Source organism: Eggerthella sinensis (assembly GCF_003339815.1).
GTDB lineage: Bacteria > Actinomycetota > Coriobacteriia > Coriobacteriales > Eggerthellaceae > Eggerthella > Eggerthella sinensis.
On the sequence record NZ_PPTT01000016.1, the window covers coordinates 53186 to 73295 of the forward strand.

The following is a 20110-nucleotide window of genomic DNA, read 5'->3' on the forward strand; positions in this document are numbered from 1 at the left end:
CATCGCTTTCGATCGGGAACCGGCATCAGGCCTCGCGTTCGAAGAAGGGCACGGCGCGGGCGAGCCACTCGTCGGGCAGGTAGATGGACAGGTAGCCGTGGTCGTAGCCCTTCGCTTCGTAAAGGGTAGCCGACCCCACGTAGCTCTGGAAGAGCCGGGCCGACTTCTTCACGCATTCCATCTCCTTCTCGCCGTACCAATACTGCACCTCGGCCTTCGTGGCGCGCACGCCGTCCTTGAGCCGGTACCGGCGCATGTACGTGTCGTAGATGCTCACCATGGTCTGCTTGGGCAGGCGCGGCATGTCCTCGAGGTAGCAGGCGACGAGCTCGTCGGGGTAGAGCATCTTCGCCGGCAGCGTCTTCGGCATGGCCTCGATCTGACGCCGCGCCGCCTTCTCGCCGAACATGAGGCCCCAGCACGTGCGCACGAGCGCGGTGCAGCAGCGGGCCATGAACGGCTGCGGGATGCACAGGCTGCCGTCGATGATGGCCTTTTCGGCCACGTCGGGACGGCGCGCCAGCAGCTCCATGACGATCTGGCCGCCCAGCGACACGCCGCCGAGCGCGAACACGCTGCCGCCGCACCGCTCGTCGATATAGGCCAGCAACTTGTCGGCCGTGGCCTCGGTTGACACGTAGGGAACGTCGCGTTCCTCGCCGTGACCGTCCATCGTGGGCAGCACCACGCGGTACCGATCCGACAGGGCGCGCGCCTGGCGCAGGTAGTTCCACCAGCAGTTGCCGCCGCCGTGGATCAGGATGATGCACGGGGCGTCTTCGGGCCCGAACTCGTGGAAGTTCATGCGCGGCCCCCTTCAGGCGGCGACGATATCAGGCTGAGGCTGCGTTGCGCGCGCCCCGCAGCGGGCGCGCGATCGAGGTAGGGCCGCAGCACGCCGGCCAGCTCGTCGAGCAGCGCGCGGTACTCGGCGTCGTCGAGGTTGAGCACCGCTGTGCTGAAGAACACGAGGTCGCGGGCGCAATCGTGGTCTTCGCGCGCCAGGTAGTCGTTCATCTGCCGCATGAGGCCCGCGTGGAAGGCGGTCGAAAGCGCGACGGTCACGTCCCCCTCGTCCACGCCGCCGGCGTGCGCAAGCGCGTACACCTTCTCGACGACCCCGCGCACGGGACGCTCTTCCACCACCGCGATCATGCCGTGCTCCTCGAGCAGCTTCACGTGGTGGTACACCGTTGCGCGCGGCACGTCGTCCAGATACGCCACGAGATCCGATGTGCGCACGCGACCGTGCAGGCGCAGGTACTGCATGATGCGCAGGCGCGCGGGATTGAGCAGAAGCTTGTCAGTGTCCATGAGTTCCTTTCTCGACGGTTCCCCATCATAGTCCAAGTTTTTAGACTATACAAGATGGGCCGATGCGAGAGGCGGCAGCGAAGGTGTCGATGCGTTGGCAAAGCGCCCGGCAAACCTTGCGCTTGCGGCCTCGATAGGGGAACATGGACTCCGTCATGACGAAAACGAGGAGGACCATGGAGAAGCTACCGCCCCTTGAGAAGGTCTACGAAGCATGGAGCGCCGTCGCCGACGGGCGCGTGGCGCTGCATCCCGACGAGCGGCGCGCGACGGTAACCTCGTCGAACGGCGCGAAGGAGTACACGGTGTCGTGGAGCGAGGACGGCACGGCGTATTCCTCCGATGACAACGCCACGTACTGGCAGGGCTATGCGGGCTATCCCGTCATCGCGGTGCTCATGGAGCGGGGCGCGCTGCCGCTCGACCGCGCGGTGGCCGACGGGTTCGCGGGCGTGAACTGGACCGAGCTCAACGCGGCGCACAAGCGCGACTACGCCGCGGCCGTCGCGCACGTCGTGGAGGCGCGGGGGCTTGACGAGGCGCGCGTACAGGAGGCGGCGCAGGCGGTGCACGATGCGCTGCGCGCGCTCGACCTGGTGATGAAGCGCGGCTCGATCAAACCGCCGGCTGCGAAGCGCGGGTAGGGGGGGGGCAGGCCATGGCCGATCAGGAACGGGAGCTGACCGGAGCGGAGCAGGCGCGCAAGGAGGCCTTCGAGCGCACGCGGGCCGCCTACGAGGCGCAGGGCTACCGCTACCGCCCCCTCGTCATCAGCGTGATCGCGGCGAACGTCGGCGCCGTCGCGCTCGCGCTGCCGCTCGACATCCTGCTGGGTATCGGGTTCTTCCTGCTGCACCCCGAAGGCGGCGGCACGTTCGACCTCCTCGGGATGCTGCTCGTACTGTTCGCCTTCCTCGCGCTCATCGTCGTGCACGAGCTCATCCACGGCCTGGCGTGGGGCATCTGCGCGAAGCGGCATTGGAAGGCCGTCTCGTTCGGCGTGATTTGGAAGTACCTCACGCCGTACTGCACGTGCGACGAGCCGCTGTCCCGGCGCGCCTACGTCGCAGGCGCGCTCGCGCCCACCATCGTGCTCGGCCTCGTGCCGGTGGCCGTCGCGTACGCCACCGGGTCCATCCTCTGGTTGGGAATCGGGATGCTCATGATCCTGGGAGGCGGCGGCGACCTGGCCATCGTGCTCAAGATGCTGCGCTTCAAGCCCGACGGCGCCGACGTGCTCTACCTCGACCACCCCTACGAATGCGGTCTCGCGGCGTTCGTGCGCTGAGCGGTTCGGCAACGGGCGCGTAGCAGCGTGCCGTTGCCCGCCGCGCGCTCCCCCGTTTCGAGGATCATAGGCGCACGCCCACAACTTCGAGGAGGCAGCGCCATGAACCTACCCGCACAGCGTCTTTGCACGTTTCTCACCTTCAACGGAACGGCCCGCGCGGCCATGGAGTTCTACGCCGAAACGCTGCCCGACGCGCGCATCGAATCGCTCGTGCTGTTCGGCAAGGACGAGCCGCACGGCGACGAGGGCACCGTGCTCAACGGCATGCTGACGTTCGGCGGGCAGACGCTGCTGTTCATGGACATGGAGGCCGCCTTCCCCGCCCCGGCGTTCAGCTGGGCGACCTCGCTGTTCGTCACCTGCGATACCGAAGAGCAGTTCGACGAGCTGTTCGCACAGCTCTCCGAGGACGGCAGCGTCATGATGGGCCCCGAGCCGGTGATGGACCTGCGGAAATGCACCTGGTTCACCGACCGCTTCGGCGTCACGTGGCAACTCGTTTGGCACTAGAAAGGAACGATCATGGGATTTTCGTTGTTCATCAACTTCGACGGCGACTGCCGGCAGGCGGTCGACTTCTACGCGCACGTGTTCGATTCCGAGGTACAGGGCCTCATGACGTTCGCACAGGTGCCGGACGGTCCCGAGCAACCCGCGAACGAGGCCGATCGGGACCGCATCATGTACAGCGCCGTGCCCATCGGCGGCGTCACCCTCATGTTCTCCGACGTGCCTTCCGGCATGCCCCTCGTGAAGGGCACCAACATCAGCCCGGTGGTGACGTCGACCGACAAGGACGAGATGCGCCGGCGCTTCGCCGCGCTCTCGGAAGGCGGCACGGTGGTGATGACGCTGCAGGAAACGTTCTGGAGCGAGCTGTTCGGCATGGTCACCGACCGCTTCGGCGTCACGTGGCAGCTCTCCCACGAAAGCGGCAAGACGTTCTAGAGCGTCCGCAGCGCAGGAGAGCCGGATGGCGCGCGAAGCGCGGCGCGCCATCCGGCGGCAGCGTCAGCGCATCGGCTCCCACTGCGGGAGGTCTTGCAGGGCTACGGCGGTGAGGCCGGCGGAGCGGGCCATCTCCATGCCGGCCACCATGGCCTGGGCGCCGGCGAGGTTCGTGACGTGGGTCACGCCGTGCTTGACGGCCTCGAGACGCAGCTCGTAGCCGTCGGCGCGCGTGGCGTGGCCGAAAGGCGTGTTGATCATGAGCGCGATGTCGCCGGCGGCTATCATGTCGCGCACGTTGTCCTCGCCCTCGTGGATCTTCTTCACCTGCTCGCACTCCACGCCCGCGGCGCGCAGGGCGCGCGCGGTGCCGCCCGTGGCCACGATGCGGAAGCCGAGGCGCGCGATGTCGCGGGCGATGCTCACGATGGCGCGCTTGTCGCGGTCGCACACGCTGATGAACACCGTGCCACCCTCGGGCAGCGCGTAGCTGATGGCCAGCTGCGTCTTGGCGAAGGCCGCCGGGAAGTTGCGGGCGATGCCCATGACCTCGCCGGTGGACTTCATCTCAGGGCCGAGCACCGTGTCGGCGCCGGGGAAGCGGCCGAAGGGCATGACGGCCTCCTTCACGCTGAAATGCTCGAGACGGCGGTCGTCTTCCGGCAGGCCGAGCTCGGCGATGCGCTCCCCCGCCATGACGCGCGCGGCGCACTTCGCCAGCGGCACGCCCGTGGCCTTCGAGGTGAACGGCACCGTGCGGCTGGCGCGCGGGTTCGCTTCGATGATATAGATGACCTGGTCTTTGATGGCGAACTGGATGTTGATGAGGCCCACCACGCCCAGGCGCAGCGCCAGGCGGCGCGCGATGGAGCGCAGCTGCGCCTGCACGGCCTCGGACAGCGCGAACGGCGGCGTGCAGCAGGCCGAGTCGCCCGAATGGATGCCGGCCATCTCGATGTGCTCGAGCACGCCGCCCACGTACACCTGCTCGCCGTCGCAGAGCGCGTCGAGGTCCACCTCGACGGCGCCCTCGAGGAAGCGGTCGAGGTACACCGGATGGTCGGGCGAGATCTTCGCCGCCTCCGCCATGTACTTCTCCAGCTGCGCGCCGTCGTACACGATGCCCATGCCGCGCCCGCCCAGCACGTAGCTGGGGCGCACGAGCAGCGGGAAGCCGATCTGGTCGGCCACCACGCATGCTTCCTCGAACGTGGAGGCCATACCGGCGGCCGGGTAGACGATGTCGAGCTCGTCGAGGACGGCGGCGAAGCGGTCGCGGTCTTCGGCCAGGTCGATGGCTTCCGGCGAGGTGCCCATGATGGGCACGCCCGCTTGATGAAGCGCCCGCGCCAGCTTGAGCGGCGTCTGGCCGCCCAGCGTGACCACCACGCCGTCGGGCTGTTCCACGTCCACGATGTCCATGACGTCCTCGAACGTGAGCGGCTCGAAGTACAGCTTGTCGGACGTGTCGTAGTCGGTGGACACCGTCTCGGGGTTGCAGTTCACCATGATGGTTTCGAACCCGGCCTCGGCGAGCGCGTAGGACGCATGCACGCAGCAGTAGTCGAACTCGATGCCCTGTCCGATGCGGTTCGGGCCCGCGCCCAGGATCATGGCGCGCTTGCGCGTTTTGGGAGCGGCTTCCGACTCGTCGGCGTCGTAGGTTTTGTAGTGGTAGGCCGTGGCGCTCGGGAACTCGGCGGCGCAGGTGTCCACCGTCTTGAACGCCGGCTTCACGCCGAGCATCTTGCGGCACGTGCGCACGGTGAGCTCGTCGGAGTTCGTGAGGTGCGCGATCTGCGCGTCGGCCAGCCCGAAGCGCTTGAGGGTGCGGAACGCGTCGGCGTCGAGCTCGTCGAGGCGCATCCCGCGCAGCGCCTCCTGCACGGCCACCATATCGGCCATGCGCGCCACGAAGAACGGATCGACCCTGCTCACGGCACTCGCGCGTTCCACCGACCAGCCACGGCGCAGGGCTTCGGCGAGGTAGAAGATGCGCTCGGCCGTGGGACGGCGCACGAGGTCTTCCAGCTCGTCGTCGCCCGCGGCAGCCTCGTCGCCCTTGCCGTCGGCGCCGAGGCCGGCGCGGCCGTTCTCGAGCGAGCGCATGGCCTTGCCGAGCGACTCCTCGAACGTGCGGCCGATGGCCATGATCTCGCCGACGGCCTTCATGCGGGTGGACAGCGTGTCGTCGGTGCCCTGGAACTTCTCGAACGCGAAGCGCGGCACCTTCACCACGCAGTAGTCGATGGACGGCTCGAAGCAGGCGGGCGTGGCCTTCGTGATGTCGTTCACGATCTCGTCGAGCGTGTAGCCCACGGCCAGCTTCGCCGCCGCCTTCGCGATGGGGAAGCCGGTGGCCTTCGAGGCGAGCGCCGAAGAGCGCGACACGCGCGGGTTCATCTCGATGACGATCATGCGGCCGTTCTCGGGGTTGATGGAGAACTGCACGTTCGAGCCGCCCGTCTCCACGCCGATCTTCTCCAAGATGGCGAGCGACGCCGCGCGCATGCGCTGGTACTCCACGTCCGAGAGCGTCTGCGCGGGCGCCACCGTGATGGAGTCGCCCGTGTGCACGCCCATGGCGTCGAAGTTCTCGATGGAGCACACGATGATGCCGTTGCCGGCGTGGTCGCGCATGACCTCCATCTCGTATTCCTTCCAGCCCTCGATGCTCTCCTCCACGAGCACTTCGCCGGCCGGCGAGAGTTCGAGCCCCTGCCCCACGATCTCGTGCAGCTCCGCCTCGTCGTGCGCGATGCCGCCGCCCGCGCCGCCCATGGTGAACGACGGGCGCAGCACCACCGGATAGCCAAGGTCGGCCACGATGGCCTCGGCGTCGTCGAGGGAATAGGCATAGCCCGAACGAGCCGTCTCGATGCCCAGCTCGGCCATGCAGTCGTTGAACAGCTTGCGATCCTCGCCGCGCTCGATGGCGTCGAGGTCGCAGCCGATCATCTCCACGCCGTACCGCTCGAGGATGCCCGCGCGCGCCAGCTCGACGGCGGTGTTGAGGCCGGTCTGCCCGCCCAGGGTGGGCAGCAGCGCGTCGGGGCGTTCCTTCGCGATGACCTGCTCCACGAACTCGGCCGTGATGGGCTCGACGTAGGTACGGTCGGCCAGGCCGGGGTCGGTCATGATGGTGGCGGGGTTCGAGTTCACGAGCACCACGCGGTAGCCGTCGGCGGCAAGCACCTTGCACGCCTGCGCGCCCGAGTAATCGAACTCGCACGCCTGCCCGATGACGATGGGACCGGAGCCGATGACGAGGATGGTTTGGATGTCAGTGCGCTTCGGCATTATGCGGCTCCCTTCCCGGATGCGAACGACCAGCCGGCGAGGCGATCCTCGGCGATGTCGATGTCGAGGTAGTCCTCGCGACCCTCCATGAGCCGCGCGAACGCCGTGAACAGGTAGTGGGCGTCGGTCGGCCCGGGCGAAGCTTCGGGATGGTACTGCACCGAGAACGCCGGGAGGTCGAGGAACGCGATGCCCTCGGCCGTGCCGTCGTTGAGGTTCACGTGCGTGAGGCGGATGCGCCCGAAGCGCTCGTTCTGCACGACGGGCGCGACGCCGGCCTCCACCCAGCAGCGCAGGTCGTCCTCGTGCCGCACGCGGCCGCCCGACAGCTCGGGCACGAGCGCGCCCAAGCTGGGGAACACGAGGCCGAAGCCGTGGTTCTGCGCGGTGATCTCCACGCGCCCGGTGAGCAGGTTCATCACCGGATGGTTGCCGCCGCGGTGCCCGAACTTCAGCTTCTCGATGTCCGAGCCGGCCGCCTTGCAGATCATCTGGTGCCCCAGGCAGATGCCGAACACCGGCACGCGCCCGAGCAGCTTCTCCACCTGCGCGTACGTGCCCTCGACCGCCTCGGGGTCGCCCGGGCCGTTCGACAGGAACACGCCGTCGGGGCCCATGGCCAGCACGTCTTCGGCCGGGGTGTCCCACGGCACGACGATGACGGCGCAGCCGGCGCGCACGAGGTTCTCGAGGATGGAGCGCTTGGCGCCGCAATCGTAGGCCGCCACCTTGAAGCGCGCGGGCGCCGGGTCGGCGAGCGCGAACGCCTGGCTCGCGGGCAGCGCGGCGGCGTCGAAGGCGAAGGGGGCCGTGCACGAGACCGTGGCGGCGAGGTTCTGCCCGACGAGGGACGCGCTCGCGCGCACCTTCGCCAGCAGGCTGGCCTCGTCGACGTCGAGCGTGGACAGCACCGCGCGCTGCGCGCCGTGATCGCGCACATGCCGCACGAGCGCGCGGGTGTCCACGCCCTCGATGGCCACCACGTCGTGCGCGCGCAGGTACTCCGGCAGCGTACGCGTGCAGCGCCAGTTCGACGGCGTGGCGCACAGGTCGCGCACGACGAGGCCGCGCAGCGCGGGCGTCTCCGCCTGCGCGTCGTCCGGGTTCACGCCGTAGTTGCCGATCTGGGGATACGTCATCGTCACGATCTGCCCGGCGTACGACGGGTCGGTGATGACCTCCAGATACCCCTCGAGGGACGTGTTGAAGCAGATCTCGCCGAACACCTCCCCCGCCGCCGCGCACGACGTGCCGCGGAACACGGCGCCGTCCTCGAGCACGAGCGCCGCCGGCGCCCCCGCCGGCTTCGACGTCCCCTCCATGAGCTTCTCGCTGATCTCGCTCAAGCTTCCATCCTTCCGTGTGGGCAGCACACGCGTACAAAAAAGCGCCCCGTCGTCGACGTGAGGCGCACGAAATGCGGAAAGGTATGCTGCTTGCCTTGTCGGTCTCTCCGTACCGCCTTAAAGGTTGAAGAGCAGTATACGCCTATTCCGAGTTTTATCGATAAGAAATGCAGTATTTTCAGCTTTTAGGACATAAATATGCAGTTATAGGATACGCGGAGCCCCCGGGGCGACGCGGCTAGCCTCGCCCCGCAAGCGCCTGCACGGCCTCGGCGGCGAGGGCGACGAGGCGGGCGTAGAAATCGTCGTCCGCAGCTGCCAGGCAACGCGCCGCCCGGGGAATCCAGGCCCCCACGTGCTCGCGCGCGAACTCGTCGAAGAGCCGCACGCCGGCGCGGGCGCACGCCTCGTCGTCAGCCTGTGCGGCAGAAGTCCCCAATGCGGCGAGAAACGCCAGCTCGCACGCCAGGGAGTCGGGCTTGAGCGCCTTCGTCGCCGCCTCGAACCCCTGCAACGCGCGATAGTCGAATCCCGCCGCCTCGTAGCAGAGAAGCGCGTGATCCCCCTTCGAGCTGCGGGTGGAAGCGTACACGGTGCGGCCGTTCTCGTCGAACGCGCCGCGAACGCAGCTTTCGACGAGGGGCACGAAGTAGGGACTCGCGGAGACGAAGAACCGGTCGTAATAGCGCTGGGTGAGAGGGGCGCCGGGTTCGATCCCGTCGAAACGGGAGTCCCCCAGCGCCTCCGCGACACGACGCACGTCCCGGACCACCTGCTCGGTCGGCTCGTTGATCAATGCGGCTGCGCAGGCGCTCAACAGCACGCTGCAGCCGTGCACGCGCCGAACCGCGTCATGAAACGTCGATGCGTCGTTCAAAGCAGATTCCTCTCGACTCGTATTCGCTAAGCGATGACAACCGGCAATGCGGCCATGATCACGAGGTACCGAAGCATGAAGCCGCCCACCAGCACGGCCAGCTCGCCGACGACGGCGCGCGTCGTGCCGGAGCCTGCAGCCTCGTCGGCGCCGGCTTTCCTGCGGCCCGCCAGCTCGAGGCAGAACGGCAGCACGAGGCCGATGCCGATGAAGCCCACCCAGAACGGCACGGCGTAGCCGCCGCTCACCAAAGCGCCCACCGAACCCGCCGCCGCTTCCGCGGCCGAGCCCTGCACCGACGCCGTCACCGCCAACAGGACGGCGACCAGAACAAGCTCGAGAACGGGCAGAACCAAGCCGGTTTTCGCCAGGAAGGGCAGGCTGGCCGCCTCGTCAGGCGCCGCGAGGCGCGTGACCGCGAGCACGGCCGCGAAGCCCGTCGACGCCGCCGACACCACGAAGAGGATCGGCAGGACGGCCATGTTCCACAGCGGGAACGCCACGCCCGCATCGCCCAGCAGCACGCCGGTGTAGGCCGCCACGCACACGGAGAGAACCAGGCCGACGGCATCGAGCGCCTTCGGCGTCTTCTTCCTCACGAGCAAAAGCACCAGATCGACGAACACCACGATCAAGAACGCGCTCAGGATGATGACGCCCCACGACATGACCGACGAGAGGTTCATCACCAGCAGGAAGAAGCGCATCGGGTTGCCGAGCCCGGCTTTCGCATCGAACACGAGCACCAGCGTGCCGACGGCAACCGCGACGAGCGCGATGACGAACGCGATCTTCTTCATGCGCCCGGCAGGCTTCTTCGCCCCGTTCGTCAGCACGCCCAGAACGAAGGCTCCCGCGCCGAGGCCGGCGAGAAACAGGTAACACGCGACAAATCCATCCCATACCATCTGGATCACCCCTCGAACGGCTTGTAGACGTTGCCGCCCCGATGCACGGCGGACACGACGGGCATGGCTTCGGCTTCGGACAGGTCGAAGTAGTACAGCGACGGGTTCAGACCCAGGTCGGGATGCAGCACCTCGCCGCTGCCGGAAGCGAGCTTCTGCGAGATGTCGCTGTCCGGGTCGTTCAGATCGCCGAAGTAGCGGGCGCTCGTCACGCAGGTGCCCACGCAGGCCGGAAGCAGCCCCTCCGCTGTGCGGTGATGGCAGAAGGAGCACTTCCCCGCCTCGCCGGACGCGGTTACGTAGCGCACCTGGTACGGGCATGCGGCCAGGCAGTACTTGCAGCCGATGCACTTTTCGGCGTCGATCTGCACGGTGCCGTCGTCCGCCGTGTAGCTTGCCCCCGTGGGGCACACCTTCACGCACTGCGGGTTCTCGCAGTGGTTGCATTGCTTGGGAACGTTGGCGCGGCGGGTTCTTCCCCCGTCCTCCACGTCCCAGCTCTCAACCCATGTGTTGAAGCTGCCCAGCGGCACGTCGTTCTCCATCTTGCACGCCACCACGCAGGCGTTGCAGCCGATGCAGAGGGCAAGATCAATCAACATGCCAAGTCGTTTCTCACTCATGATCGCATACCCCCTTACGCCTTCTCGATTTTGAACATGCTGCCGCAACGCCCCGGACTCGACGCGTCGTGGTCGGAGAGGATGCCCAGCACGCCGTCGACCGAAACGAGCGGGTCCAGCATCTGGTGCGTGCGCACGCCGGCGGCGATCGCCGGATTGCCCTTGGTCACCTGCCCGTCGACGTCGATGTCCTGCGCTCCGTAGTTGCTGTGCCCGTATCCGAACGACACGCTGAACGCACCCTGCACCTGGCCTCCGCGGACCATCGCCTCGCCTTCGGACACGTCCCCGAGCGGCGTGACGGCGCGCACGGTGTCGCCGTCCTTGATGCCCAGCGCCGCCGCATCCTCCTTGTTGATCTCGAGGTAGTTGTGCGCGCAGATGTCGCGCATGATGGGGCTGTTCGAGAGCATCGAGATGGAGCGGAAGCGCGGCTTGTGCTCGGAGTTCGTGAACGGGAACTCCTCGACCGCATAGTGGTCGGTCATGAGCGACAGATCGCTGAACATCGGCGGGTTGTAGTTGAGCGTGGGAGGAAGGCGCTTGCCGGAGTAGCAGTTCGTCATCAACGCACGCTTCTCGTTGTAGATGTACGTCTCGAAGGGCTTGAGGAACTTGTAGCGTCCGTCGGCGCCCCGGATGTACTCGTCGGGCCACGTGCGCCCTCCGCGCGACAGCACGTTCAGCACCTTCGGCCATTCCTCGTCGCTCACTGCGGCCTTGAAGTTACGGGGAAGCTCGTCGAGCCCCTGCAGCTTCATCTCGGCCTCGTCGATGTCGGCGACGGGCGTGTCGGCGTAGGCGAGGTTCGCCACCGCCTTCAAGTAGTAATCGGCCACGTTGTCGAAGGGGTGCATGCCGCCCTCGGCGTCGGGAATGGCGTCTTCTCCCCAACCGGGCAGCTCGCACGCCTTCGCCACGTCGATCAGCAGCGTTTCCCAGCACAGGTAGCTTCCGTCCTCGAGCTCGGGGGTCTCGGGCGTCTTCGCCTGCCAGCGCACCTCGGCGCCGTAATCGCCGCCGCCCGAGGGGATGCCGAAGCTTTCGTACTGCGTCACGTCGGGCACGATGTAGTCGGCCACCTGCGCCATCTCGCCGATGACGACGTCGCACACGATGTGCAGGGGAAGCACTTCGGGGTCCTTCAAGCGCTCGACCACCTCGTCGCGCATGGCGCCCGGGGTGCCCTGGATGACGTTGCACATCCAGGTCATCATGATCTTGCATTGGTAGGGGTACTGGTTGACCGCGGACATGAGCGCCTGCGAATCGGACTGCGTGCCGGTGGCGAACCATTGCAGCATCGGCTTGGGGTCCTTCTCGCCCTTGGCCACCCGGTTCTTGTACTCGTCGGTCTTCTCCCACGCCTTGCCGCCGCGCGACAGGATGGTGGCGTTCTTCGTCGTGACGTCCGGCTGGCCCTTGACCGTGGTCAGGTCGTAGCGCGCCGCGCCCTTGCCCTCGACGTTGGGCATGCCGGACGGGAAAGAGCCGCCCGACATCTGGTTCGAGCCGACGAGCGCGCGCAGGACCTCGCGTCCGTTGGGGGTGTCGAAACCGTTCACGCCGGCGGTCGAGCCCGCGCCCGCGTTGACGCTCACCTTCACGCCGTGCGAGGTGTACTCCTTCGCCATCCGCTCGATTTCCGCCACGGGAACGCCCGTGATCTCGGCGTACTCTTCAAGCGTGTGCGCGTTCACCGTGTTGCCCATGATGGCGAAGCCGGTGCGCACCTGCACGCCGTTCACTTCGCCTTCGTAGTCGAAGACGGCCTTGTCGCAGGCGGTGTGCGCCGCCGCCTCGTTCGTTTCCGCATCGATGACCACGTAGTGCTGCACCGTCATGCCGTCGGCCGTCTTCTCCTCCGGCATATCGATGCCGGCGTCCTCCGCGCGCATGAGCTTGCGGTAGTTGGGATGGCTCTCGTCGGTGATGACGAGGTAGCTCGCGTTGGTGAACGCCCCGTATCCGGCCGCCTCGGCCGCCTTTTGCTGGGGGAACGAAAGCACGTCGGCGTTGTAGGTCTTGTCGCGCATCATGATCTGCACGATGGCGGCGTAGAGGGCGCCGTTGGTGGTCGGCTTGATGGGTATCCAATTGATACCGGGCATCGTGGGCGTCACGAGCCCGTTCGCCAACGTCGGGTCGAGGACGTCGACTTTCAGGGAGCCGTCGAGCAAGCGGGGGATCAGATGCTTGCTGTTCGTCTGAAGCCCGCCGTTTCCTCCGGGGAACGATCCGCTCCAGAGGATGTATTCCGATTTGTCGATATCGAGACCGCAGCTGTTACTGCTGTTTTTGTAGAGCGCACCTGCTCCACCTGCCGCGCCTCAACTGGAGTTGTGACTGAAGTTGTTGAGCGTCCCGAACGTCTGGGCGAACCGCGCGTTCAGCTGGCGGCGCCCGTCGGCGCGCGTGTTCCAGATGATGATCTGGTTGGACTTCGGGCCCAGATCGGGTTGCTCGGGATTGATCGGGGTGACGGTGTCGTGCACGGCTTTGAAGCCCTCGATCTCGCGATCCTCACCGATGTCGGCGAACAGCTTGCCTCCCTCGGTGACTTCCTTGAGAAGCTGATCCCAGCCGATGGGCTTCCATTTGCCCTCGCCGCGCTTGCCGGCGCGCTTGAGCGGCGTGGTGATGCGCTCGGGCTGGCTGACCGCGTCGAGCGTGCCGTTGCCGCGCCCGCAGATCGTGCCGCGCGTGATGTTGCCCGCGCCGTTGGCGTAGCTCATGGAGCGATACGCCTCTTCGAGCGGCGCGTCGAACGCGAGCGGCTTGACGGCGCCCGACGGATTGTAGGGATTGCCCCCTACGCCGAGCACGCGGCCGGTTTTGCGGTCGAGCTTGACGCGGTTGCCGCAGGCTTGGTAGCACCCCACGCATCCCGAATAGCGCACGATCACGTCCTCGTTGACGGACACGTCGCCCGTCTTGGGATCGACCTTCGCCTCGATGGGCTTGCCGGTTCGCGGCGGCGGGAACGCCGATTCCGCGGCCACCGCCACGGACGACGGGGACCCCGCGCTCACGCCGGCGATCGACAGGGCCCCCAAGGCGCCCAGCGCCTCGACGAACGTCCTTCGATCCATGTTCGGTTGAACCATATCCTCCTCCTTGCCTCACTCCTCGTCCAGGGATTACAACGTCGTCGAGCCTACGGGGCAAACGGGCGCAGATCATCACCTGATCAAGGTGTTTTGTGGGCGGGGAGGATGGAATTGCGACCGAGAACGTCTCACCTTAATCCGGTGAAATTATGGTTTACCCAGGTCGCACGCTTGTTGCCGCACAACTATGACAGCGGCAAGCAATAAGGCTCACGCTATACTTATGCCATACGAGGGAGGGCGTATGATCGATCATTTCCGTGAAAACCTGGTGGCCCATTGGCGCGAGACCGTCGGCTTCGCGCTGTTTCTCGCGTGGGTGTACTGCGCCCTGTTCGGCTGCGGGCTGTCCTCGGCCACGGAGCCCATCGCCTGCGTGCCGACCACCTACCACCTCGAGCGCATCTGGCTCATGTGCGGCCTGTTCGAGGCGCTCGGCGGCGTTGCCGGCATGCTGATCGCGCGCAAGGTGCCCGCGGCCGACCGGCTGCTGCAGAGCGGCCGGCTCCTCACGGCCGCGGCGGCGCTCGCCGCGGCGGGGAACTTCTTCATCTGGCTCGCCTGGTCCGACCGCATGCTGCTGTTCGACGAGGTGTTCATAGCCGGAAGCGCCCTGAGCGGCATCGCCATCGTGCTGTTCACCGTCATCTGGAGCGCACGGCTGCGCGCGCTCAACGAGGCGCGGCTCGAGTTCGTCATCCCCTGCGCGTTCACCGTCTCGTTTCTGCTGTACTTCGTCATCCTGCTCACGAAGGAGAGCGGCCTCATCGTGCTGCTGCTCGTGGCCGCCATGTGCTTCGGGTCCATGTACTTCGCGCGCAGCGATGAAGCCCCCCCCCCCCGACGCCGCTGCGGAGGGACGCGCAGCGGGTCGTCGCGGGCTGCGGTCGTTCACGTTGCTCGCCTTCGCCTCGTGGGTGCAGATCGCGTTCTTCCGCGTCATCTCGACGCCCGCGCTGTCGGGCAACCGGTTCACCCACTACCTCATCCCCTTCTCGTTCGCCTGCGCGATGTCGCTCGCCATGCTGTTGCTGTGCATGCGCATGTCGCGCTACATGAACGTGTCGCTGGCGTACCGATGGAGCCTGCCGCTGTTCATGCTGAGCTACGTGCCCATCATCCTCGATTACAGCAACGCCAACCTGCGCATCCTGGCCTACGCCATCAACTTCCTCGGCATGTTCGGCGTGCAGTTCGGGTGCTGGATCGGCGCGTGCAAGTACCTGCGCCGCCGAGGCGGCAGCACGGTTGACCTGTTCAGCCGCTATGCGCTCGGCGAGGGCGCGGGCATCTTCGCGGGCAGCCTGGGCGGCCTGTTCGCCGTGAAGCTACTCGACGCGCAGGGTATCATGGTGCTGTCGTTCGCGCTCATGTCGCTCGTGGTGTTCGTGGCCATGGCCACGGGCTTCAACCCGAACTGGGTGTTCCACCGCACCCACCCTCCGCGCCGCCGAGCGAACGCGGGGCCGGGGGCCGACGCCACCCCGCGCGCCGAGCTCGAGGCCATCTTCCTGCGCGAGGCCGTGGCCCTGCAGGGACGCTTCGGCCTCACCGAGCGCGAGACCGACGTGGCCGCGCTGCTGCTGGCCGGACGCAGCCGCCCGTTCATCCGCGACGAGCTGACGGTGTCCATCAACACGGTGAGCTCGCACGTGCGCAGCATCTTCTCGAAATGCGGCGTGCACTCGCAGCAGGAGCTCATCGACCTTGCCCGCAACGACGAGGGCGAGCAAGGCGGTGCGCAGGGCGCGCCGGCGTGAGTCCCGGGGGGCACGGGCGCGTGCGCCCGTGCGCGCGTGCTTCTTCTCCCCTTCCACCTTCCACCAGGTTTTCATTGTGGTTTCCCGTCGTCTTTCCTATCATGGGAGGCAGAAGCGGCGGCGCGTCAAGACGAGGCAAGCGAGGTGTTTCCATGGGTGAGCAAGCGAAGGAAGCGGTCAGGCTGTATGCGAAGGGATGCACGTGCGCGCAATCGGTGCTCGTGCCCTTCGCCGACGAGCTCGGCTTGGACGAGGAGGGGGCCCTGAAGATGGCCGAGGGGTACGGCGGCGGGTTCGCCGCCACCCAGGAGATGTGCGGGGCGATGGTTGCCGCCACCGCCATCATCAGCCATCGGTACAGCACCGGCGTGCCGGGCGACCTCGAGGGCCGCGCCGTGGTGTTCGGCAAGGTGCGCGCGGCTCTGGGCGAGTTCGAGCAGAAGTACCACGGCGTCACGTGCTTCGACGTGCTCCGAGGAGAGCCGCCCGTGCCGTTCAAGTGCGCCGAGAAGGTGAAGAACGCCGCCCTCATCGTGGAAAAGATGCAGAAAGCGAGCGAAGAGCCGGCTTCGTAGCAAAAAGCCCGCGAAGGCCCGCACCGCTACCCGCGGTCGAGGGGGACGCGCTCGAGAAGGTCGAGCAGCTCCTGCTTTGAATGGATCTTGAGCTTGCGGTAGATGCTCTTGCTGTGCGAGCGGACGGTGTTCTCGGAGATGAACAGCTGCTTGGCGATGCTGGGGACGTCGCGTCCCCTCGCCAGCACCAACAGGATGTCCCGCTCGCGCTTCGTCAGCCCTGCCTCTTCGGCTACGATCGCGCAACGCTGCGCCACTTCGTCGACGACGGCAGTCGCCGCGACGGACGCCTGCGCACCGCCGTCCCGTTCTGCGGTGGCGGGCGCGCGCCCCTCCCCGTTGCGTTTGCGCGCTTGGATCGCCGCGTACGACATGGCCAGGATGTAGAACACCACGAGCACGACGACCGGGAGCGTGGCCGCGCCGAAGCTGCGCGGATGGTACACCCATGCGCCCAACGCCGTGGCTCCTGCGAACACGAAGTACGTCACCCCCGCAAACGCCCCGTACACGTGCGGCGACCAGAGCCCTCGACTCCGCGCGATGGAGACGCTCGTCGACATCATGAACACCGCCACGAACGAGAACAGCACGTAGGCGAGCGTGGCCACGGCGAGCGCGAGCGGCTCGCCTACGATGGAAAGCGCCAGAAGCGCGGTGACGATGATGGGGAAGAACATGCGGTACAGTCCCAGGATGCCGAGCTTCCCGAACGCCGTGCGCTCGCTGCGCGGGGAGCACCAGGCCGCGTACAGAGCCAACGAGACGACGATGATGCATCCGCTGGCCACGATGTTCACCAGATCGGAATTCTCGATCCCGTCGAGCGTGATGGTGCGCGTCAAGGCCACCGCGAACGCGATGGCGCACACGCAGAGAAGCGGGCTGCCCACCTCCTTCGCCAAGCCGCGCACGCCTTCCGCGCGGCCGCCGGGTTGCGGGCCTTCGACGCCGGGATCGTCTGGCGCGCGCAGCGCGAGCGCGCTCAGAACGGTCGCAGCGACCACGAGGAGCGGGAACGCCGCCTGCAGGTTTCCGCCAAGGAGCGCGGACAACGCCAGGTACTCCCCCGATCCCAGGGCGAGGGAGAGCAGGAGCGTCTTGGTCATGCCGTTGAACGACAGCCGCGAGAGGATATCCTGCCACACAAGCGAGAACAGGCCGTACCCGACCCCCGCCGCCGAAGACGACAGCACCACGAAGAGCACGCGGGAAACGCCCTCGACCGAGGTGTAGAGCAGCGCGAAGCCGCCGAGCAGACACGCGGCCGCCACCGCGGCCACCGCGGCGACGAAACGCCGGGAGGGCCGCGTGCGCTTCAGCAAGGCCAGGCACAGCGTCATCCCGAGCGCGATCGACAAGGGGATCGACCAGCATTTCAAGATATCCGAAAGCTCCAGCCGGGTGAGCGCTCCCAAGGGAAGCCCTCCCCAAATGGTGAGCACTCCGATCAGCAGCACCGACGACAAGCCCAGGCATCTGATCGCGCGATCCTTCACGCTACCCTCCTCATCCCCAGCGCGCGACCTCACGGCGTTCGATGCCGCGCGCCAAGCAAACCTTCCCCGTCTCCTTCTTCCGGCTTATTGTAATCGTTGTTCTCGAAATCGCCCGTGCCATGTGGCAATTCCCAACCCGCTTTCCGCTATTTCACATGCCGCATGTGAGGCGTTTCCGCCTTACGTCGCGTAGCCTTTCCCTCATCGCCGAAGGGAGGCGAGGCGCCGCGAGCGAACGGCAACCAGACGATGTACACGCAGGACGCGGCGCGCACGGGAAACAATCAGGAGGAGAACATGGAAACGCAGATATCGAGAAGAAGCTTCTTGACCGGGCTCGGCGCAGCGGGCATCGCGGTTGCGGGAGCCGGGCTCGCGGGATGCGCGCCGAGCGCCGCACCCGCGACGAAGGCCGCGGATGGCGCGGACGCGGCAGGATCGGCGGCCGCAGGCTCAGCGGGCGAATCCGAGCTCATCCCGGCCGCGTACGTGAACCCGCAGGACTACGACTACCGCCAGAGCACGACCGATTTCTCCACGCTGTTCTCGCCGGTGAAGATAGGATCCATCGAGTCGAGCCACCGCATGATCAAGTCGGCGGCGGGGTCGGCCACCTACCTGGGCGGGCTCACCGACGAATTCTTCCAGTACTACGTGAACCTCGCGAAGGGCGGCGTCGAGCTCATCTGGGTCGAAGGCGAGCTCGAATCGCTCGTCACCGGGGAGACCGCCGACGCGGACGCCGAGAGCTTCTGCACGCGCCTCGTGGACGAATGCGCCAAGCACGGCGCCTCGCTCGGGTTGCAGTGGGCGCATTTCGGACCCGACGTGGCCGAACTCTCCGTCGACGAGATCGTCGCCGTCGAGGACATCGCCGTGAATCTCGCGCAGACCATCCAGCGCTTCGGCTTCAAGGGGCTCGAGATCAACGCCGCCGGCTTCAACATAGGCGAGCACTTCCTGTCGCGCTACCACAACACGCGCACGGACCAGTACGGCATCGGCAGCCTCGAGAACCGCGCCCGGTTCATCACCGAATGCATCGAGAAGATCAAGCAGGCGTGCGGCGACGACTTCGTCGTGCAGATGCTCATCGACTGCGTCGAGGAGAACGACAACCTCACCAACAACGCCACGCTCATGGACCTCGACAACACGCTGACCTCGCCAAGCAACCTCGTCATCACCATCGAGGAAGGCATCGAGTTCGCGAAGCTGTTCGAGGCTGCCGGCTGCGACTCCATGCATCTGCGGCTCGGGCCGTTGGGCAACCATCCCTGCCAGTTCGCGAGCGATCTGTACTTCTTGCTCTACGGCATCGAGGGTGCCACGGGCTACGGCACGCAATGGGACTTCAAGCGCCACTTCCAGGGTTCGCTCATCGCCGACCATAGCGGCGCGGGCATGCTCATCGACGTCGTCGCGCGCTACAAGGAGGCCGTCTCCATCCCCTGCGGCACCGTCACGTACATGGACCCGGCGCACGCGCCCGACTTCTTCGAACAGGCGCTCGCCGACGGCAAAGTGGACTTCTACATGATGACCCGGCCTTTGACCGTGGACAACGAGTACGTGTCCAAGCTGCGCGACGGCCGCGCCGACGAGATAGCCCCCTGCACGCGCTGCCTGCACTGCCACATCGGCAGCAACGAGCTGAACCGCAAGATGGGCTACTGCCGCGTGAATGCGCTCACCCAGCGCGTTATGACCGAGAACGGGCCGGCCACCTACGAGCTCGAGCCCGCCTCGTCGCCTAAGAAGGTCATGGTGGTAGGCGGCGGCCCCGCCGGCATGGAGGCCGCGCGCATCGCTGCTGCACGCGGGCACGAGGTGTCGCTCTACGAGAAGAGCGGCACGCTCGGCGGCCTCCTGTCGTTTGCGAGCATGGTGAAGGGACCCCACGAGAACCTCGACGATCTCACCGCTTACCTCAAGCGCCAGCTCGAAGTCACGGGCGTGCAGGTGACCACCGGCAAGGAGGTCGACCGGGCGTTCATCGAGTCCGAGGCCCCCGACGCCGTCATCCTCGCCGTGGGCGGCGTGCGCGACAAGGCCGACATTCCCGGCGACGCGCCCGTCATCGACTTCGATTCCTTCATGGCCGCCGAGATGGGCGATAACGTGATCGTGCACGGCTCGAACGCCCAGGCCTTCGACTGCGCGCTGTGGCTCACCGTGCGCAAGAAGCGCGTCACCATCGTCACGCCCCACGCCAACGAAGAGCTCGACATGCAGCAGTCGCAGCACGCCATCCGCTTCATGACCACGGCGCTGTACGCCCTCGGCGTGAAGGTGTGGCCGGGCGCGTCCATCAAAGACGCCAAGGACGGCAAGGCCGTCATCGCCACCGAGGTGGGCACCGAAGTGACCGTGGACTGCGACGCCATCGTCGACGGCGCCGAGATGACGCCGAACGCATCTTTGCTCGACGGGCTCTCGGTCGCGGAGACCTACGCCATCGGCGACTGCAACGAACCGTTCAACATCGCGCTGGCCATCCGCGCCGGCAACGACGTCGGTCGCGCGATCTAAACGCCGCCGCGCGCACGAAACGATGAG

At 66.9% G+C, this 20110-nt stretch carries 18 protein-coding genes; 7 read left to right on the top strand and 11 right to left on the bottom strand.

Features of this window, described 5'->3' with window-relative positions:
* Positions 1-25 precede the first annotated feature (25 nt).
* Both C1876_RS10130 and C1876_RS10135 read right to left on the bottom strand, forming a co-directional pair.
* Positions 26-805 (bottom strand): alpha/beta fold hydrolase, encoded by a 780-nt coding sequence (locus C1876_RS10130; RefSeq protein ID WP_114546609.1) that lies wholly within the window; start codon positions 803-805, stop codon positions 26-28.
* Positions 802-1314 (bottom strand): helix-turn-helix domain-containing protein, encoded by a 513-nt coding sequence (locus tag C1876_RS10135; protein WP_114546610.1) that lies wholly within the window; start codon positions 1312-1314, stop codon positions 802-804. Before C1876_RS10135 ends, C1876_RS10130 begins: the two co-directional genes overlap by 4 nt.
* Before the next feature lie 176 nt (positions 1315-1490).
* Between C1876_RS10135 and C1876_RS10140 the strand changes: the two genes are divergently transcribed.
* The 4 genes from C1876_RS10140 (at position 1491) to C1876_RS10155 (ending at position 3553) form a co-directional block, all read left to right on the top strand.
* Entirely contained in the window at positions 1491-1958 is a 468-nt protein-coding gene (locus tag C1876_RS10140) for a UCP014422 family protein (RefSeq protein ID WP_114546611.1), read from the top strand.
* 14 nt (positions 1959-1972) lie between these two features.
* Positions 1973-2602, top strand: coding sequence for a DUF3267 domain-containing protein (locus tag C1876_RS10145; protein WP_114546612.1), 630 nt, complete (start codon positions 1973-1975; stop codon positions 2600-2602).
* A 102-nt stretch (positions 2603-2704) separates the two neighbouring features.
* A complete protein-coding gene (locus C1876_RS10150; RefSeq protein WP_114546613.1) occupies positions 2705-3115 on the top strand; it encodes a VOC family protein in 411 nt (136 codons plus the stop codon).
* A 12-nt stretch (positions 3116-3127) separates the two neighbouring features.
* The gene (locus tag C1876_RS10155; RefSeq protein WP_114546614.1) at positions 3128-3553 is read left to right on the top strand and encodes a VOC family protein; all 426 of its coding nucleotides are present in this window, start codon (positions 3128-3130) and stop codon (positions 3551-3553) included.
* Between the two features lie 63 nt (positions 3554-3616).
* Here the strand turns inward: C1876_RS10155 and carB are convergent, their stop codons facing one another.
* The 8 genes from carB to C1876_RS10195 all read right to left on the bottom strand — a co-directional run bounded on the left by carB (position 3617) and on the right by C1876_RS10195 (position 14524).
* Positions 3617-6853 (bottom strand): carbamoyl-phosphate synthase large subunit, encoded by a 3237-nt coding sequence (gene carB, locus C1876_RS10160; RefSeq protein ID WP_114546615.1) that lies wholly within the window; start codon positions 6851-6853, stop codon positions 3617-3619.
* Positions 6853-8199 (bottom strand): glutamine-hydrolyzing carbamoyl-phosphate synthase small subunit, encoded by a 1347-nt coding sequence (gene carA / locus C1876_RS10165; RefSeq protein WP_114546616.1) that lies wholly within the window; start codon positions 8197-8199, stop codon positions 6853-6855. The genes carB and carA overlap by 1 nt, the downstream gene beginning before the upstream one ends.
* Positions 8200-8437: 238 nt before the next feature.
* Positions 8438-9076: a molecular chaperone TorD family protein gene (locus C1876_RS10170; RefSeq protein ID WP_158544665.1), complete on the bottom strand. Its 639-nt coding sequence runs from the start codon at positions 9074-9076 to the stop codon at positions 8438-8440.
* 26 nt (positions 9077-9102) lie between these two features.
* Positions 9103-9984, bottom strand: a complete 882-nt coding sequence (gene nrfD / locus C1876_RS10175; protein ID WP_114546618.1) for an NrfD/PsrC family molybdoenzyme membrane anchor subunit — start codon at positions 9982-9984, stop codon at positions 9103-9105.
* 5 nt (positions 9985-9989) lie between these two features.
* A complete protein-coding gene (locus C1876_RS10180; RefSeq protein ID WP_211309538.1) occupies positions 9990-10607 on the bottom strand; it encodes a 4Fe-4S dicluster domain-containing protein in 618 nt (205 codons plus the stop codon).
* A gap of 14 nt (positions 10608-10621) precedes the next feature.
* A complete protein-coding gene (locus C1876_RS18185) occupies positions 10622-12787 on the bottom strand; it encodes a molybdopterin dinucleotide binding domain-containing protein (RefSeq protein ID WP_114546620.1) in 2166 nt (721 codons plus the stop codon).
* Positions 12788-12937: 150 nt separating this feature from the next.
* Positions 12938-13714: a molybdopterin-dependent oxidoreductase gene (locus tag C1876_RS10190; protein ID WP_114546621.1), complete on the bottom strand. Its 777-nt coding sequence runs from the start codon at positions 13712-13714 to the stop codon at positions 12938-12940.
* 390 nt (positions 13715-14104) lie between these two features.
* Complete coding sequence (locus C1876_RS10195) at positions 14105-14524, bottom strand: hypothetical protein (protein WP_148707943.1); 420 nt, start codon at positions 14522-14524, stop codon at positions 14105-14107.
* A 17-nt stretch (positions 14525-14541) separates the two neighbouring features.
* Here C1876_RS10195 and C1876_RS10200 point away from each other — a divergent pair, with 17 nt between their 5' ends.
* Together C1876_RS10200 and C1876_RS17630 are read left to right on the top strand one after the other, a co-directional pair.
* Positions 14542-15477, top strand: coding sequence for a helix-turn-helix transcriptional regulator (locus C1876_RS10200; protein WP_114546623.1), 936 nt, complete (start codon positions 14542-14544; stop codon positions 15475-15477).
* A gap of 152 nt (positions 15478-15629) precedes the next feature.
* Positions 15630-16052, top strand: a complete 423-nt coding sequence (locus C1876_RS17630) for a C-GCAxxG-C-C family protein (RefSeq protein WP_158544666.1) — start codon at positions 15630-15632, stop codon at positions 16050-16052.
* A gap of 26 nt (positions 16053-16078) precedes the next feature.
* On the opposite strand, the gene C1876_RS10210 is transcribed toward C1876_RS17630, so the two are convergent.
* The gene (locus C1876_RS10210) at positions 16079-17551 is read right to left on the bottom strand and encodes a helix-turn-helix transcriptional regulator (protein WP_114546625.1); all 1473 of its coding nucleotides are present in this window, start codon (positions 17549-17551) and stop codon (positions 16079-16081) included.
* Positions 17552-17848: 297 nt separating this feature from the next.
* On the opposite strand from C1876_RS10210, the gene C1876_RS10215 reads away from it, so the two are divergent.
* Positions 17849-20083: an oxidoreductase gene (locus C1876_RS10215; protein ID WP_114546645.1), complete on the top strand. Its 2235-nt coding sequence runs from the start codon at positions 17849-17851 to the stop codon at positions 20081-20083.
* The last annotated feature ends 27 nt before the right edge of the window (positions 20084-20110 follow it).